Source organism: Massilia sp. ST3, assembly GCF_018119405.1.
Lineage (GTDB): Bacteria > Pseudomonadota > Gammaproteobacteria > Burkholderiales > Burkholderiaceae_D > Telluria.
The window spans coordinates 78,858-93,474 of sequence record NZ_JAGPWC010000012.1; the positions used below are offsets into that span (position 1 = coordinate 78,858).

Annotated in this window: 17 protein-coding genes; 4 read left to right on the forward strand and 13 right to left on the reverse strand. The window is 68.3% G+C overall.

Annotated features, from left to right (window positions below; genetic code table 11):
* Positions 1-6 precede the first annotated feature (6 nt).
* Positions 7-303 carry a helix-turn-helix transcriptional regulator gene (locus tag KBW98_RS06195; RefSeq protein ID WP_211519249.1) on the reverse strand — a complete coding sequence of 99 codons (297 nt, stop codon included), beginning with the start codon at positions 301-303 and terminating at the stop codon, positions 7-9.
* A 142-nt stretch (positions 304-445) separates the two neighbouring features.
* Between KBW98_RS06195 and KBW98_RS06200 the strand changes: the two genes are divergently transcribed.
* Positions 446-766 (forward strand): multidrug efflux SMR transporter, encoded by a 321-nt coding sequence (locus KBW98_RS06200; protein ID WP_211519250.1) that lies wholly within the window; start codon positions 446-448, stop codon positions 764-766.
* Positions 767-773: 7 nt separating this feature from the next.
* Here the strand turns inward: KBW98_RS06200 and KBW98_RS06205 are convergent, their stop codons facing one another.
* Positions 774-1,739 (reverse strand): succinylglutamate desuccinylase/aspartoacylase family protein, encoded by a 966-nt coding sequence (locus tag KBW98_RS06205; protein WP_211519251.1) that lies wholly within the window; start codon positions 1,737-1,739, stop codon positions 774-776.
* 140 nt (positions 1,740-1,879) lie between these two features.
* Here KBW98_RS06205 and KBW98_RS06210 point away from each other — a divergent pair, with 140 nt between their 5' ends.
* Complete coding sequence (locus tag KBW98_RS06210) at positions 1,880-3,013, forward strand: acyltransferase (RefSeq protein WP_211519252.1); 1,134 nt, start codon at positions 1,880-1,882, stop codon at positions 3,011-3,013.
* Here KBW98_RS06210 and KBW98_RS06215 read toward each other — a convergent pair.
* The 4 genes from KBW98_RS06215 to KBW98_RS06230 all read right to left on the reverse strand — a co-directional run bounded on the left by KBW98_RS06215 (position 3,010) and on the right by KBW98_RS06230 (position 5,416).
* Positions 3,010-3,297, reverse strand: coding sequence for a hypothetical protein (locus tag KBW98_RS06215; protein WP_211519253.1), 288 nt, complete (start codon positions 3,295-3,297; stop codon positions 3,010-3,012). The genes KBW98_RS06210 and KBW98_RS06215 overlap by 4 nt on opposite strands.
* A gap of 6 nt (positions 3,298-3,303) precedes the next feature.
* Entirely contained in the window at positions 3,304-3,774 is a 471-nt protein-coding gene (locus KBW98_RS06220; protein WP_211519254.1) for a hypothetical protein, read from the reverse strand.
* Between the two features lie 122 nt (positions 3,775-3,896).
* Positions 3,897-4,775, reverse strand: a complete 879-nt coding sequence (locus KBW98_RS06225) for a pirin family protein (RefSeq protein WP_211519255.1) — start codon at positions 4,773-4,775, stop codon at positions 3,897-3,899.
* Positions 4,776-4,819: 44 nt separating this feature from the next.
* Entirely contained in the window at positions 4,820-5,416 is a 597-nt protein-coding gene (locus KBW98_RS06230; RefSeq protein ID WP_211519256.1) for an FMN-dependent NADH-azoreductase, read from the reverse strand.
* Positions 5,417-5,527: 111 nt separating this feature from the next.
* Between KBW98_RS06230 and KBW98_RS06235 the strand changes: the two genes are divergently transcribed.
* Entirely contained in the window at positions 5,528-6,481 is a 954-nt protein-coding gene (locus tag KBW98_RS06235; protein ID WP_211519257.1) for a LysR family transcriptional regulator, read from the forward strand.
* Here KBW98_RS06235 and asd read toward each other — a convergent pair.
* A complete protein-coding gene (gene asd, locus KBW98_RS06240; protein WP_211519258.1) occupies positions 6,478-7,296 on the reverse strand; it encodes an archaetidylserine decarboxylase in 819 nt (272 codons plus the stop codon). The genes KBW98_RS06235 and asd overlap by 4 nt on opposite strands.
* Before the next feature lie 367 nt (positions 7,297-7,663).
* Between asd and KBW98_RS06245 the strand changes: the two genes are divergently transcribed.
* Positions 7,664-9,814, forward strand: coding sequence for a TonB-dependent siderophore receptor (locus tag KBW98_RS06245; protein WP_211519259.1), 2,151 nt, complete (start codon positions 7,664-7,666; stop codon positions 9,812-9,814).
* A gap of 4 nt (positions 9,815-9,818) precedes the next feature.
* Here KBW98_RS06245 and KBW98_RS06250 read toward each other — a convergent pair whose 3' ends face one another.
* The 6 genes from KBW98_RS06250 to KBW98_RS06275 form a co-directional block, all read right to left on the reverse strand.
* On the reverse strand, positions 9,819-10,658 hold the full coding sequence (locus KBW98_RS06250) for an EamA family transporter (protein ID WP_211519260.1): 840 nt from the start codon (positions 10,656-10,658) through the stop codon (positions 9,819-9,821).
* Positions 10,658-11,893 carry an MFS transporter gene (locus tag KBW98_RS06255; protein ID WP_211519261.1) on the reverse strand — a complete coding sequence of 412 codons (1,236 nt, stop codon included), beginning with the start codon at positions 11,891-11,893 and terminating at the stop codon, positions 10,658-10,660. The genes KBW98_RS06250 and KBW98_RS06255 overlap by 1 nt, the downstream gene beginning before the upstream one ends.
* 88 nt (positions 11,894-11,981) lie before the next feature.
* The gene (locus KBW98_RS06260) at positions 11,982-12,641 is read right to left on the reverse strand and encodes an HD domain-containing protein (protein ID WP_211519262.1); all 660 of its coding nucleotides are present in this window, start codon (positions 12,639-12,641) and stop codon (positions 11,982-11,984) included.
* A complete protein-coding gene (locus KBW98_RS06265; protein ID WP_211519263.1) occupies positions 12,638-13,303 on the reverse strand; it encodes a ribonuclease HI family protein in 666 nt (221 codons plus the stop codon). The genes KBW98_RS06260 and KBW98_RS06265 overlap by 4 nt, the downstream gene beginning before the upstream one ends.
* A 102-nt stretch (positions 13,304-13,405) precedes the next feature.
* Positions 13,406-14,005: a YXWGXW repeat-containing protein gene (locus KBW98_RS06270; RefSeq protein ID WP_211519264.1), complete on the reverse strand. Its 600-nt coding sequence runs from the start codon at positions 14,003-14,005 to the stop codon at positions 13,406-13,408.
* 140 nt (positions 14,006-14,145) lie between these two features.
* Positions 14,146-14,364, reverse strand: a complete 219-nt coding sequence (locus tag KBW98_RS06275; RefSeq protein ID WP_211519265.1) for a hypothetical protein — start codon at positions 14,362-14,364, stop codon at positions 14,146-14,148.
* Between the last annotated feature and the right edge of the window lie 253 nt (positions 14,365-14,617).

The following is a 14,617-nucleotide window of genomic DNA, read 5'->3' on the forward strand; positions in this document are numbered from 1 at the left end:
GTACTCCTACAATCCGTCATTCAGTTGGTCGAGGAAGGCCTGGATGACCTCCTCGTTGCGTTGGTAGAAGACCCATTGGGCGACGCGCCGCGTGCTGACCAGGCCCGCGCGCTGCAGGGTCGCCAGGTGGGCCGACACCGTCGATTGCGACAGGCCGGTGCGCTGGTCGATCAGCTTGCAGCACACGCCGAAGTCGAGCGGGTGCTCCTGCCCGGCGAAGTGCTTCTGCGGATCCTTCAGCATCTGCAGGATCTGGCGCCGGACCGGATTGGCCAGCGCCTTGTGGATCGCGTCGATGTCCATGAAATCTTCCTTATATCGGATTTTTACGATCCGAATATCGTCATCTTACGATATTCGAAAAATTCGTGCAGGGACCGTGCTGTTTTTCGGCGCGGCAAGCCCGCTGCTATACTGCGCCGCTCCTTCGCACCCCAGGAAAACCATGAGTTGGATCTATCTGTTCGTCGCCGGCCTGCTCGAAGTGGCCTGGGCGGTCGGCCTGAAGTACACCGCCGGCTTCACCCGCCTGTGGCCGTCCGTGTTCACCCTGGTCACCATGGCCGGCAGCGTCGGCATGCTCGGTCTGGCCCTGCGCCAGCTGCCGCTGGGCACGGCCTACGCGGTATGGACCGGCATCGGCACCATCGGCACCGCCATCTTCGGCATGCTGCTCTTGAACGAACCGGCCGGCGCCCTGCGCCTGCTGGCGATCGGCATGATCGCCGGCGGCATCGTCCTGCTCAAGGTCCTGACACCTGGCTGAACCCCACTTATTTGCCGAAGCTCGGATTCGGCCGGGTGAGGTAGTACCACTCCTTGTTGGCCAGCGCCTTGGCGTCAGGGAACAGGATGCGTCCGCCGAATTCGGCCACCACCGGCGTGCCGTCGGCGCGCAGGCCGATCTGCTCGCCCTCGTTCAAGGGGTCGAAGCTGGCCCACTGGCGGGTGAAATGGTCGCCTTCGTGCAGCTTGTCGTGCACCACCACCATCGACAGCGCCTCGATTTCGTCATGGGGCGCGGGCGCCGGTTCGGGCGCGTCGATCAGCTTGTGGAAGGCGAGGGTGTTCATGATGGCCTGGTAGGCCACTTCCGGCGCCTGCGGGTCGGCGTGCTGGCCGCATTCCAGGGTCAGCGCGTAGCCGCCGGTGCTGCGCATGTACTCGGTGGTGCCGACGCCGTAGCGCAACACGGTCTCGAGCTCGTCGGCGTCGCGCGAGCGGCGCTGCACCCCGGCGCCATAGGTCGCCAGCCAGCCGTCGACGAAGCGGCGCACGCCCAGGCGCAGCGCCCAGGCGCGTTCCTGTTCGGCGTGGCGGAAGGGCTGCAGCGCACCGTCGTTGTTCTCCGGGCCGACCATCACGAAGGGCTGGCCGGGCGCATTGAACGAGTGCAGGTCGAGCAGCACGTCGTGCTGGGCCAGCAGGGGACAGAGCCAGTTGCCGACGCGGTCCTCGAAGTCCTGCGGGTTCTCTTTCGGGAACAGGTCGCGGTTCAGGTTGCGGTCGCCGTTGCGCTCGCCCTTGGCGTAGGCCAGCGGGTTGACGATGGGGACGAAGGTGACGCTGCCGGCCTGGATGTGCAGCTTGCCGCTGTCGATTTCCTCCATCACGCGCTGGATCGCCTTGGTGCCGCACACCTCGTTGCCATGGGTGGCGCCCATGATGATCAGGCGCGGGCCCGGTGCCATGCCGGTGTAGTTGACGGATTTGAACTGGAACTGGCGGGAGGAAGTCATGCTAGGGAGGTCCGGTGGAAAAGAGGTGGCCATATTTTATAGGACAATGCGTAAGACAATGCAGGACGAATGCTGGCGCCCGGCCGGCCGGCATGGCATGATCCGCCACTTTCCATTCAAATTTGTAAGCCACGCACAGCATGAGCAGCGCCCGCATCCACGGCCTCGATACCCTGCGCGCGATCGCGGTCAGCCTCGTCGTGCTGCACCATTACGTGCTGTTCGTGACCGACCGGCCCACCTTCGGCTGGGTGGGGCAGGTCGGCTGGGCGGGCGTGGACCTGTTCTTCGCGCTGTCGGGCTACCTGATCGGCAACCAGATATTCAAGGCCATCCGCGGCGGCGAGGGGCTGTCGCTGCCGCGCTTCTACGCCAGGCGCCTGCTGCGCACCCTGCCGAACTACTGGTTCGTGCTGGCCCTGTATTTCCTGTGGCCCGCCTTCCGCGGCGACGGACCGCTGCTGCCGCTGTGGAAGTACCTGAGCTTCATCCAGAACCACCACCTGGAGCCGGGCACTGCTTTCTCGCATTCCTGGTCGCTCGCCATCGAGGAGCAGTTCTACCTGCTGCTGCCGGCGCTGGCGCTCCTCGGCGCGGCGTTCGGACGCTCGCTGCGCCTGGCCTGGTTCGCCATCGCGCTGGCCTTCGGCGCGGGCATGCTGGCGCGGGCCTGGCTGTGGCATGACGTGGTGCAGGGGGAGCGCTACTGGATGCACCATTATTACAAGTACATCTACTATGCGAGCTTCTGCCGTTTCGACGAACTGCTGGCGGGAGTGGGCGTTGCGCTGTTCAGGAACTGTCATCCCGCGGCATGGGCGCGCCTGACCCGTCACGGCAACCTGCTCGGACTGGCGGGGCTGGCGGCGACCGGCGTCGCCTTCTGGTGGTTCCTGCGCGACCATTACGGCTTCGGTCCGACCGTGTTCGGCTACCCGCTGCTGGCGCTCGGGTTCTCGCTGCTGATCGTGGCGGCGGTCTCGCCCGGCGCGCTGCTGTGCAGGATCCGCGTCCCGGGGGCGGGCGCGCTGGCCCTGTGGTCCTACGCGATCTACCTGCTGCACAAGCAGGTTTGCGTGATGGGCGCCGCCTGGCTGGCGCGCCAGGGCGTGGATGCGGAATCGCCGCTCGCCATCGCGGCGCTGCTGGCGCTCTCGGTCTTCACCGGCTGGCTGCTTTATCGCCTGATCGAGACGCCGTTCATGGCGCTGCGCGAGCGCTACGTGCCGGGCAATGCGGCGCCTCCACGGAGCGGCGCCCTGCATCCCGGCTAGAAGGGCGGTTTGACCTCTACCTCGGGAAGCAGGTCGAGGTCGATCTTTTCCAGCACCAGGTCGGCCAGGTCCAGCGCGGCCAGCAGGGCCGCCGTCTCGAAGGTGGCGTAGGCCTGCGCATTGGTCGACTTGGCCGACACCAGCATGATCGGCAGGGCGGGGAAGTGGGGCGCCAGGCGCTCCAGCAGGACGTCGCCGACGCCCGGGCGGACGTAGCTCGGGTGCGGAAAGGCGACCACCAGGCGGATGCCGCGCACGGTGGTGATCGCCGCCGACATCTTCATGGATGGTCAGTGCTGGGCTTCGATCACGCCGAAGGCCGCCGGTGCGTCGGCCAGGTAGGCCAGCACCGCGTGGGCCTGCACCAGCGGATCGAATTCGGCGTTGGCCGCGATGGCGGCGCGCAGGCCGGGCACGATTTCCGGCGTATGCGGGCTGCGGTAGGCCTCGATCAGCATGCGCGCCAGTTCCGTCGGCGCATCGCTGCGGCGCAGGCGCGCCTCGATGATCGCCAGTAGGGCGCGCTGCATGCGCGGGGTGGGATTGCGGATGTGGACGAACACCAGCGGCGTGTTCGAGATCGCCGCGCAGACCGCCGTTTCCATCTCGTCCGCGCTCAGGTCCGAGGCGATGTCGAAATAGGCCTTGTTCCAGCGCGTGCGCGCATAGGCGTGGCCGGGCGGGAAGGCGTCCACGCTTTCCAGGCCCAGGGCCCGGCTGGCGCGCGACAGCAGCGAAGAGAGGGTGTCTAGCAGCGGCATGGCGGGAAAAGAGTCAGGTGCTTCATCCCGGCAGTGTAGCGCAAGCGCGCCCGGGCCGCAGCCACGAGGAGCTTCCCGCAACGGGCCGCCGCTGGCGGGCGGCCCATCTTGGGAAAAACGGCTCAGGCGAAACGGCCGGCGCGGAAGTCCTCGACCGCTTGATAGAGCTGGTCCTGGGTGTTCATCACGAACGGGCCGTATTGCGCGATCGGCTCGTTCAGCGGACGCCCGGCCAGCACCAGCAGGCGGGTCGGCGCGGCGGCCTTGATGCGCACGCCGTCGGCGCCCGGCGTGTTGTCCAGGATCGCCATGCGCCCGGAGGCCACGCCCTTGCCCTCGATGACGGCCTCGCCGCGGAACACGTACACGAAGGCGTTATGGCCCGCCGGAATCGGCTGCGCCACCGTCACGCCGGCCGGGATCTCGAGGTCGAGATACAGCGGCTGCGTCGCTTCGCGCTGCACCGCGCCGTCCACGCCATGGGTGCTGCCGGCGATCACCTGCACGGTCACTCCACCGTCGAGCGTGAAGCGCGGCACTTCCTCGGTCGGGATGTCGCGGTACCACGGGTCCGTCATCTTGTCCTTGGCCGGCAGGTTGAGCCAGAGCTGGAAGCCTTCCATGAGGCCCTCGTTCTGCTCCGGCATCTCGGAGTGGGCCACGCCGCGCCCGGCCGTCATCCACTGCACGCCGCCGTCCGTGATCAGGCCCTCGTTGCCGGCGCTGTCGCGGTGGCGCATGCGGCCGTGCAGCATGTAGGTGACGGTCTCGAAGCCGCGGTGCGGGTGCTCGGGGAAGCCGGCGATGTAGTCGCCCGGCTTCTCGCTGCCGAAGGCGTCGAGCATCAGGAAGGGATCGAGGCGGCGCTGCAGCGGCCCGGTCAGCACGCGGTTGATCTTCACGCCGGCGCCGTCCATCACGAACTGGCCGTTGATGATCCGCTCCACGCCGCGCGTCTGCTTGATCGCTTGTGCCTGGACTACCTGTACCGATTGGGTCATGCTGTTCTCCTAGTGAGCTTGCGCCGCCATGCCGGCGGAAGGGATTATGCCAGGGCTGCTTCCACCGCTTCGTTGGCCGCCGCCTGGCCCTTGCCGACGGCGTCCGGGCCCATCGCCATGCCCGACGAGTAGATGAAGGTGTGGTCGGTCAGGCCCAGGAAGTTCAACAGGGTGCGCATCTGCGGCACTTGCGGGTCGGCTTCCACCGGGTAGACGCCGCCGCGCGAGGTGGCCACGTAGACCTTCTTGTTCTTCAGCAGGCCTTCAGGGCCGGTCTCGGTGTAGCGGAAGGTCACGCCTGCACGGGCGATGGCGTCGAACCAGCCCTTCAGCTGCACCGGCATGCTGAAGTTGTACATCGGCGCGCCGATCACGATCACGTCGGCGGCCTGGGCTTCGGCGATCAGGGCGTCATCCAGGGCCACGCGCGCCGCCTGTTCCGGGGTGCGCTGGTCGGCCGGGGTGAACAGGGCGCCGACGGCCGGGCCGTCCAGCAGCGGGTGCGGGTTGGCGCCGAAGTCGCGGCGCACGACGGTCGCGTCCGGGTTCGCGGCCAGCAGCTTGTCGACGATCTGGCGGGTGACGCGGGTCGATTCCGAATCGTTGCCACGGACGCTGGAGGTGATGTGCAGGATGTTCATGGTGTGTCCCTTTCGTTTCCAAGAAAAGTTTCGATGGACACACTTTAGCAATCCCAAAACCAATGCGGAAGACAGTAGAATGGATAACATTATCCTACTGGTGGAACAATCATGGATGTGGAACCCAACGATTTGCTGCTCTTTGCCCGGATTGTCGAGGCGGGCAGTTTCAGCCGCGCGGCCGAGCGCCTGGACCAGCCCAAGTCGACCGTCTCGCGCCGCCTGGCCCTGCTGGAAGAGCGCCTGGGCGAACGCCTGCTGCAGCGGACCACGCGCCGCCTGGTGGTGACGGAATTCGGCGCCATCCTGCTGGAACACGCGCGGCGCGTGGCCGACGAGGTCGAGGCGGCGGGCGCCCTGGCCCAGCACCGGCAGCTCGAGCCGAGCGGCAAGCTGCGCGTCTCGGCGCCCTCGGACTTCGCCAACGCGGGCCTGAACGAGGTGGTGGCGCGCTACCTGGCGCGCTATCCGATGGTGAGCATCGAGATGGACTTGTCGCCGCGCCGGGTCGACCTGGTGGCGGAAAACTTCGACATCGCGATCCGCATGGGCGACCTGCCGGACGACGCCACCCTGAGCGCGCGTCCGATCACCTTGGAACGGCCGGCCCTGTACGCCTCGCCCAGCTACCTGGCGCAGCACGGCATTCCCGAGCATCCGGACGACCTGCTCAGCCACGACGTGCTGTGCATCCTGAGCCGCTACGGCGGCTCGGCGCCCTGGGTGCTCTTGCGCGGCAAGGTGCGCTGGGAGCGCGCGCTGCCGGCGCGCGCCACGGCGAACTCTCCCGACCTGCTGGCGCGCATCGCCGCGCGCGGCACGGGCATCGCGATCAGCTCGGAGCTGTTCGCCGAGCCTTATTTGCAGACGGGAGAACTGGTACGGGTGCTGCCGGAATGGGAGATGCCGCCGACCAACGGCTGGGCGGTTTTCCCGAGCCGTAAGCTGATGCCCGCCAAGACGCGGGTCTTCCTGGAACTGGTCGGGGCGATGTGCCGCGAGGCCGGCCACGACCCCCTGATGGGCGTGCGCGCAGCGGCCGTTGCGGAGGATGGCGCCGCTTAAGTCTTGTGGCGGTTGCCCATCGACTCGCCCAGGCGCACCGGGCGCTCGGGCGACCAGTCGGCGTTGAAGGCGATCGACCCGCGGCGGAACAGCATGACGACGGTGGAACCGAGCAGGAAGCGGCCCATCTCCTCGCCTTTCTTGAGCACCACCGTCTGGTGGTCGTAGTTCCACTCGAAGATGCGCGGCATGCGCGGCGGATTGACCACGCCGTGCCAGACCGTCGCCATGCTGCCGACGATGGTCGCGCCGACCAGGGTCATCACGAAGGGGCCGTGCTCTTCCGACTCGAACACGCAGACCACGCGCTCGTTGCGGGCGAACAGGCCCGGCACGCCGCGCGCCGTGGTCGGATTCACCGAGAACAGCTTGCCCGGCACGTAGATCATGCGGGTCAGGCGGCCGTCGCAGGGCATGTGGATGCGGTGGTAGTCCTTCGGGCTCAGGTAGAGGTTGGCGAAGTGGCCGTGCTGGAAGTTCGCGGCCAGCTTCTCGTCGCCGCCCACCAGTTCCGCGGTGGTGAACTTGTGGCCCTTGGCCTGGAAGATGTGGTGGTCGTCGATGTCGCCGAACTGGCTGATGGCGCCGTCGACCGGGCACACGAAATCGGCCACGGCCAGCGGGCGCGCATCCCCGCGCAGCGGGCGGGTGAAGAAATCGTTGAAGCTGGTGTAGCTGGCGATGTCCGGGTTGGCCGCCTCGTCCATGTTGACCCCGTACTTGCCCACGAACCAGCGGATCAGGCTGGTGGTCATGGCGCCGCCCTTGGCGCCGGCGACGCGGCCCGCGAAGTTGGTCAGCGCCGTTTTCGGCATCACATATTGGGGCAGGACTTTTATACGGGACACGGTGACGGGCCTCTCTGCAAAAACGATCGCGCATTATAGCGAGAATGCCTTAAGGAAAGTGCAATTCCTGCAGCATCATGGGCCGAGTGTACCGCAGGTCCCGCCATAGGGAAACGCGGTTCCGCGCGCCCGGGTAGCGCAACGCTGCCGCCACTGCGGTGTCGGTCACATCATGGAAGTCTTGGTTTCTCATGAAGGGAGTTTGCTCTTGCTAGGGGATAGCAAAAAATAGTTCCTCCTATATGTTTACATGCTACTCATCCATGGCATATATTGTTTCCACATTTATAAAGGAGACGAGAAGACCATGCCACCTATTCATCCTGCATTTTCCATGTCGTTTGCCGCCCTGGCAGCGTCCCTGGCGTGCGCCGCCCAAGCCCAGGAATCCGCCGCCGCCATAGCGCCGGCGCGGGTGGAGGTCAAGGGCACGGCCGCCGGCTACGACCCGCGCCGCGACGATACCGCGTCCCGCATCGTCGTCGGGCGCGAGGAGATTGCCCGCTACGGCGACACCAGCGTCGCCGATGTCTTCAAGCGCATTCCGGGCGTCACCGTCACCTCCGCGGGCGGGCGCAGCCTGGAAGTGCGGATGCGCGGCCTGGGGAGCGGCTACACCCAGATCCTGGTGAACGGCGAGCGCACCCCTAGCGGCTTCGCCCTGGACACGCTTTCGCCGGACCTGATCGAGCGCATCGAAGTCCTGCGGGTCGCAAGCGCCGAGTTCTCGAACGAATCGGTGGCGGGCACCATCAACATCGTGCTGCGCAAGCGCGGCGGCAAGCGCACGCGCGAAGCCAAGCTGGGCTACCTGTTGTCCGAGGACTTCCGCGGTCCCAGCTTCAGCACCGAGGTGGCGGAGCAGGCGGACAAGTCGTCCTGGTCGCTCTCGGCCAGCGGCAACCACGACGGCCTGTCGCGCACCTGGGGCGGCAGCGAGGAAAACATTCGTCCCGGCGGCATCACCGACATGCTGCGCCGCACCCGCGCGGTCGAGGACGGCCGCATGAACCGGCTGAACCTGAGCCCGCGCCTGAACTGGACCCTGGAGGATGGCGACACCGTCGGCTGGGAAACCGTGTTCACCAGCGGCAGCTTCCGCAACCACGGCCACCTGGTGGCGACGGCCCTGCTCGGCCGGCCGCCGCAGACGCCCGACCTGCATACCTTCGGCGAGTTCGACGACAGGATGCTGACGTCGAATCTCCAGTGGACCCGCGACACCGCGGCCGGCACCAAGCTCGAGCTCAAGCTAGGCGCCGAATGGTCGTCGCGCAAGATGTTCGTGCGCCGCTCAGGGCTCGGTCCGGACGGGCTTGCGGAAACCGACGGCAGCACGCTCTCCGACACCCACGCGCGGGGCGCGAATTCGACCGGCAAGGCCACACGGGAACTGGGCCGCGGCCACCTGCTGGCCATGGGCTGGGACCTGCGCTTCAACGAGAGCTCGGACATCCGCGCCGAACGCGACCGGGTGCGTCCCTTCGCGCCCGGCCAGCTGCTGGACGAGCAGTTCCGCGCCAGCGTCGGGCGCGCCGCCTTCTATGCCCAGGACGAATGGACCATCAGCCCGCAATGGTCGGCCTACCTCGGCGCACGCTGGGAAGGCGTGCGCACGCGCGTGTCCGGCAATGCCGTCGAGCCGGTGAGCGTGCGCTCCAGCGTGCTGAGTCCCGTCGTGCAGACCCTGTACAAGCTGCCGGGCCACGACGGCAAGCAGGGCGACCAGCTGCGCCTGGCCCTGAGCCGCACCTACAAGGCGCCGGAACTCGACAGCATCGTGCCGCGCCGTTCGGCCTGGGAGAACAACAGCGCCACCGAGGCCGACTTCGTGGGCAACCCGGCCCTGAAACCGGAACTGGCCTGGGGCATCGACGCGGCATGGGAACACTACTGGGCCGAGGGCGCCATGGTCTCGGTCGGCGGCGCGCTGCGGCGCATCAGCGACTACACCAGCAACCACATCTACTTCGATGGTTTCCGCTGGATCTTCACGCCCGTGAACGACGACCGCGCGACCATGCGCAGCATCGACCTGGAAACCAAGTTCCCGTTGAAAGCCGTGTTCGCGGAGGCGCCGGCGATCGAGCTGCGCGCCAGCGTGAGCCGCAACTGGTCGCGCGTCGACTCGGTGCCGGGCCCGGACAACCGCATGGAGCAGCAGACGCCCCTGACGGCCAACCTCGGGATCGACTACAAGTCCGGCGCCCTGGCGCTGGGCGCCAGCGTGGCGCACCGGCGCGGCGGCTTCGTGCAGGTCGCCGCGAACCGGGGCTTCTACCGTGTCGCCCGTACCGACCTGGACAGCTATGCACTGTGGATCTTCAATCCGAACACCCAGCTGCGGGTGGCGCTCTCGAACCTGCTGGGCGAGGACAATGCCTTCGAACCGAGCTACCTCGATCCGGTGCGCGGCCTGGAAAAACGGCGCTGGTTCTACCCCGCAGGCGTCAAGCTGGGCACCACGCTCGAGATGAAGTTCTGATCCCTCAGGCCAGCTTCAGGGCGGCCGCGCCGCCCACGATCAGGAGGGCGCCGGCGACGCGCCCGGGGCCGACCCGTTCGCGCAGCACCAGGACCGCGATCGCCACGGCGAACACGATCGAAGTCTCGCGCAGGGCCGCCACCACGGCCACCGGCGCATGGGTCATGGCCCACAGCGCGACGCCGTAGGAAGCGGTGTTGGCGACCCCGCCCGCGAGGGCGAATCCTGGGTGGTCGGCCAGGTAGCGCGGCAATGCGGCGCCGAGGCGGCGCCAGGCCAGCAGCAGGTTAGCGCCGCCGGTCACCATGAACAGCCAGGCCGTGTACGCGGCGGGGGCGCCGGAGCGGCGCACGCCCACGCCGTCCACCACGGTATAGGCCGCGATCACGACGGCGGTGGCCATGGCCAGCAGCACGGCCCTGCCGTTGCCGGCGCTGCCGCGCGACCCGGCATACACCGCCGCGCCGCCGGCGCACACCAGGCCGATGGCCAGCCACTGCCCGTCGCGCAGGATCTCGCCGCCGCCCAAGCCGGTGCAGAGCGCCACCAGCACCGGCGCGCAGCCGCGGATCAGCGGATAGACGTGGCTGATGTCGGCGCCGCGATAGGTGGCCGCGAGCAAGGCGAAGTAGAGCACCTGCAGCAGGCTCGATGCGGCGATGAAGGGCCAGCTGGCGGCGTCCGGCGCGGGCAGGAAGGGCAGCAGCACGGCGCCGATCAGGGCGGCCCCGCCGGTGACGGACGCCGCCGCGTGCACGGTGGCGCCGCGCGCCTTGAGCATGGCGTTCCAGGACGCGTGCAACAGGGCGCCGAACAGCACCGCCGCCAGGACCATGGAATCCATCAGCTGTGATGCAGCCGATGGGTGCGGAAATAATGGCTCGCCACGGCGATCGCCACCACCTGCATGGCCGCGCACAGGAAGAAGCTGCTGCCGATGCGCCAGTCGCTCGACGGCAGGTGGCTGACCGCGCCCAGGATGCCGGTGCCGACCAGGGGCGTGACGATCACGCCCAGGCTGGCGATCGATTGCAGGGAGCCCATCAGCTCGCCCTGCTTGTCGGGCGCGGTCGCCTTCGAGACGATGCCCTGCAGGGCCGGTCCGGCGGCGAAGGCCAGCAGGTTACACAGGATGAAGACGTACATCATCCAGCCCTGGGTGGCGAGGCCGTACAGCATGTAGGTGATGGCGCCCGAACCGATGCCCAGCACGGCCAGGCGCATCTCGCCGAAGCGGCGGATCAGCATCGCCAGCAATCCGGCCTGCACCACCGCCGAGGCCAGGCCCACGCAGAACATGGCGATGCCGTTGTCGCGCGGCGTCCAGTCGAAGCGGAAGGTGGTGTACAGCACCCAGGTCGATTGCAGCATCATCTGGGCGAAGGTCACCAGGGTGATCACCACCACCAGGCCACGGATGTCCTGGCGGCGCAGCAGGCGCACCAGGGCGGACAGGGGATTCAGGCGCGCGAGATCGAGCGGTTCGCGCTCGCCTGGGGGGAGGGATTCGGGCACCAGGAAATAGCCGTAGACCAGGTTGGCGGCCGACAGGGCCGCGGCCACATAGAAGGGCAGGTGCAGGCCGGCGTCGCCCAGCAGGCCGCCCAGCATCGGGCCGCAGATGAAGCCGAGGCCGAAGGCGGCGCCGATCTTGCCGAAGCTTTTCGCGCGGTTCTCGTGGGTCGAGATGTCGGACGCGTAGGCCGAGGCCACCGACATGCTGGCCGAGGACATGCCGCCGATGACGCGCCCCACGAACAGCCAGGCCAGGCTCGGCGCCCAGGCGGTGATCAGGAAATTCAGGCACATGCCGCCCATCGAGTACAGCAGCACCGGCCGGCGGCCGACGCGGTCGCTCAGGGCGCCCAGCGCCGGCATGAACAAGAATTGCAGCAGGCCGAACACGGTCGAGAGGGCGCCGAACCACAGCGCCTGCTGCTCGCGCCCCTCCACGAACTGGCCCACCAGCAGCGGCATCACCGGCACGATCAGGCCGATGCCGAGCATGTCGATGAAGATGCAGACCAGGATGAAGTTCAGGCTGCCCGTGCCGGCAGGGGATTGGTGGGACGCGGTCAATCGGGAATCAGGCACGGGGAAACACCTCGGATGGTGGGCAATCCGCCTATATTAGCATTGCGGCAATCCGTTCAAGCCGCGCATTTGCTCACCCATCGCCAAGCCACTCGGCCGCGAAGCTGGCGCGGAAAGACTCGAGGAAGGCCAGTCGCTCCTGGCCCAGCCGGCGGCCGCCCTCGGTCTGCATCTTGCCCGGCAGGGTCGCCAGCTTGACCGCGATGTGGTCGAGCGAATAGCTGCGGTCGTCGGGTGCGCGCCGCTGCGCCAGCGGATCGTCAGGGTGGGCCAGGCTGCTGCCCATCATGCCGGCGATATAGAACATGCGCGCCAGGCCGACCGCGCCCAGGGCGTCGAGGCGGTCGGCATCCTGCACGATCTTCGCCTCGATGCTTTGCGCGGGAATGGCGGCCGAGAAGCTGTGCGCTTCGATCGCGTGGGCCACGGCGTCCAGGCGTTCGGACGGAAAGCCCATCCATCCGAGCTGGTGGCGCGCCAGCTGGGCCGAGCGGCGCGAAGCCTGGGCGCGGTCCGGGTCGTTCTTGGGCAGGTTGACCAGGTCGTGCAGGTAGCAAGCGGCCAGCACTACCAGCGCATCGGCCTCGGGGTGGTGGGGCAGCAGCGCCTGGGCGTTGCGCCACACGCGGTCGAGGTGATTCGCGTCGTGGGCGCCGTCGGCGCCAAGGTGGCCGGCGGCCAGCGCGGCCAGCTTGGTGCGCCAGCCGGGCAGGTCGGCGGGAAGGGCGGTCATGCGGGAAGTTCCGGTAAGGCAGGCGGGAAGGCGCGTTGCGACAGGGCGTCGGCCCGCGTGTTCTTGTGGCGCGGGATCCAGCGCACGGTGGCGCCGGGCAGGCGCGCCAGCAGGGCGCGGGCTTGCTCGCGGTAAGGACGCAGCGCGGCCGCGGCGGCGCATTCCGGGCCGTTAACGTCGTCCACCACGACTTGGCTGTCGCCACGGATGGCGAGGCTGGAGGCGCCCTGCAGGACGGCCGCCTGCAGCAGGGCGATCAGGGCGCGGTATTCTGCTTCGCTGCTATTGCCGTAGCCCGCGTCCTGCGACAACTCCACGCGCTGGCCGTCCGGACCTTCTAGGATGGCGCCGATGCCGCAGCGGCCCGGGTTGGGACGGGCGGAGCCGTCGAACCAGGCGTTCCAGGCCGAGGCGCTGCTTCCGATGCGGCGCGTGCGGGCCGCATCGGCGTTCGCCTGCCGCGCCGCGGCGCGCCGTTCCGCGTGCGCACGCTGCGCCTCGCGCCCGGCCAGCAGCTGTTCCAGCCCCGCCGCGCCGGCGCGCAGGGTCAGCGTGGCGCGCAAGGCCGCCTCCAGGGGTATGCCTGTCCGCTCGGCGAGCTGGCGGCTGGCGGCGGCTTCGGCCTTGTAGGCGGCAGCTTGCAGGGAGGCGAGGTCGGTCATGGCCCGAAGCATAACCGGTTTTTACTGTGGCCGGAGGGAGGAAACGACAATGCCGCCCGGTTGCCAGGGCGGCATTCTCGTATCTATACCGGCGAGCGCTGCTCAGTAGCGGTAGGGATTCTCGGGCCGGCGGTCGTAGCGGTTGCGCACGCCGTCGCCATCGCGGTCGCGGTCGTACTCGTTGCGCACGCCGTCGTTGTCGAGGTCGCGGTCGTGGCGGTTCGGCACGCCGTCGCGGTCGGTGTCGCGGCGGCCGTCGTGGTGGTACTGGCGTTCGTAGCGGTCCGGGATGCCGTCGCGGTCACGGTCGTAGCGCGGACGCTCGTAGCGGTCGGGCACGCCGTCACGGTCGCGGTCGCGGCCGCCGGCGTAGACCGGCTGGTAGCCTTGGCCGTACGGACTCCAGCGCGCCGGTTCCAGGTACCAGCCGCCGCGGCCCTGGCGCCACACCGGCGGCGCGTAGGCGTAGCCCGGACGTGCGGCGATGTAGTGGCCCGGCACCCAGGCGTGGCGATGGCCGCGCCATTCCCAATAGCCCGGCGCCCATACATGGCCATGGCGGGGGCCGGGGATACGTTCGTAGACCGGCGCCGGCGGCGCTGAACCGATCACCACTTCGAAGTGGGTCTGCGCCAGCGATGGCAGCGGGGCGGTGGCGGCGCCCAGTGCGATCAGGGCGGCGAGGGCGAGAGTGGGTTTCATGTTCGGTCTCCAGATCCAAAAGCGGATGACTCAATATAGCGCTGCCGCCTGGGGAAATGGGGCTTTGAAGCAGATGCTTACAACTGAAACAGTTCAGCAGGGCGGGCGCGCAACACTCGGCCGCGCGGCGCTCCGCTTGATCAGCGGCTGGCCAGCATCGGCGCCGCCTTTTCCGCGAGCGAGAGACGCTTGGCGGTGACGGTCACCACGGCTACCTTGCCGGAGGTGGCGATGGCGTCCGGGTTGGCGCCGTAGGGCCGGGCCTGCGCCTCGGGAATCGCGCCGCCCAGGTAGCTGGCCGAAACGGCCATGGCGGCGGTGACGATGAAGACGGCTTCCATGTGCTTGAGGGTGTTCATGGCCTGGCTCCTTGCTGCGTGCGGGTTGTCGATGTGTGTACTGTAGGCGGGGCGCCGCGTGTCTTCCAGCGGGATGCGACGAGATGCGCGAAACAGGGGATCAGCGGCTAAAAAAGCTGCGCGAACCTGCGCCTGGAACCCCGCACCCGGTTCCTTGTCGACTCAGCCATTTTCCCTTCCCCTCCGCTAGCGCCCGGCAAGGCGGCCGCCATGCCGCGATCACCCCCGGAACAGCGCATGACAGGCCTCCTCA

Excerpts from the sequence above, each read along its gene's own strand:
- KBW98_RS06195 (WP_211519249.1), bottom strand. The coding sequence starts at position 303 with ATGGACATCGACGCGATCCACAAGGCGCTGGCCAATCCGGTCCGGCGC.
- KBW98_RS06200 (WP_211519250.1), top strand. The coding sequence starts at position 446 with ATGAGTTGGATCTATCTGTTCGTCGCCGGCCTGCTCGAAGTGGCCTGG.
- KBW98_RS06205 (WP_211519251.1), bottom strand. The coding sequence starts at position 1,739 with ATGACTTCCTCCCGCCAGTTCCAGTTCAAATCCGTCAACTACACCGGC.
- KBW98_RS06210 (WP_211519252.1), top strand. The coding sequence starts at position 1,880 with ATGAGCAGCGCCCGCATCCACGGCCTCGATACCCTGCGCGCGATCGCG.
- KBW98_RS06215 (WP_211519253.1), bottom strand. The coding sequence starts at position 3,297 with ATGAAGATGTCGGCGGCGATCACCACCGTGCGCGGCATCCGCCTGGTG.
- KBW98_RS06220 (WP_211519254.1), bottom strand. The coding sequence starts at position 3,774 with ATGCCGCTGCTAGACACCCTCTCTTCGCTGCTGTCGCGCGCCAGCCGG.
- KBW98_RS06225 (WP_211519255.1), bottom strand. The coding sequence starts at position 4,775 with ATGACCCAATCGGTACAGGTAGTCCAGGCACAAGCGATCAAGCAGACG.
- KBW98_RS06230 (WP_211519256.1), bottom strand. The coding sequence starts at position 5,416 with ATGAACATCCTGCACATCACCTCCAGCGTCCGTGGCAACGATTCGGAA.
- KBW98_RS06235 (WP_211519257.1), top strand. The coding sequence starts at position 5,528 with ATGGATGTGGAACCCAACGATTTGCTGCTCTTTGCCCGGATTGTCGAG.
- asd (WP_211519258.1), bottom strand. The coding sequence starts at position 7,296 with ATGCCGAAAACGGCGCTGACCAACTTCGCGGGCCGCGTCGCCGGCGCC.
- KBW98_RS06245 (WP_211519259.1), top strand. The coding sequence starts at position 7,664 with ATGTCGTTTGCCGCCCTGGCAGCGTCCCTGGCGTGCGCCGCCCAAGCC.
- KBW98_RS06250 (WP_211519260.1), bottom strand. The coding sequence starts at position 10,658 with ATGGATTCCATGGTCCTGGCGGCGGTGCTGTTCGGCGCCCTGTTGCAC.
- KBW98_RS06260 (WP_211519262.1), bottom strand. The coding sequence starts at position 12,641 with ATGACCGCCCTTCCCGCCGACCTGCCCGGCTGGCGCACCAAGCTGGCC.
- KBW98_RS06265 (WP_211519263.1), bottom strand. The coding sequence starts at position 13,303 with ATGACCGACCTCGCCTCCCTGCAAGCTGCCGCCTACAAGGCCGAAGCC.
- KBW98_RS06270 (WP_211519264.1), bottom strand. The coding sequence starts at position 14,005 with ATGAAACCCACTCTCGCCCTCGCCGCCCTGATCGCACTGGGCGCCGCC.
- KBW98_RS06275 (WP_211519265.1), bottom strand. The coding sequence starts at position 14,364 with ATGAACACCCTCAAGCACATGGAAGCCGTCTTCATCGTCACCGCCGCC.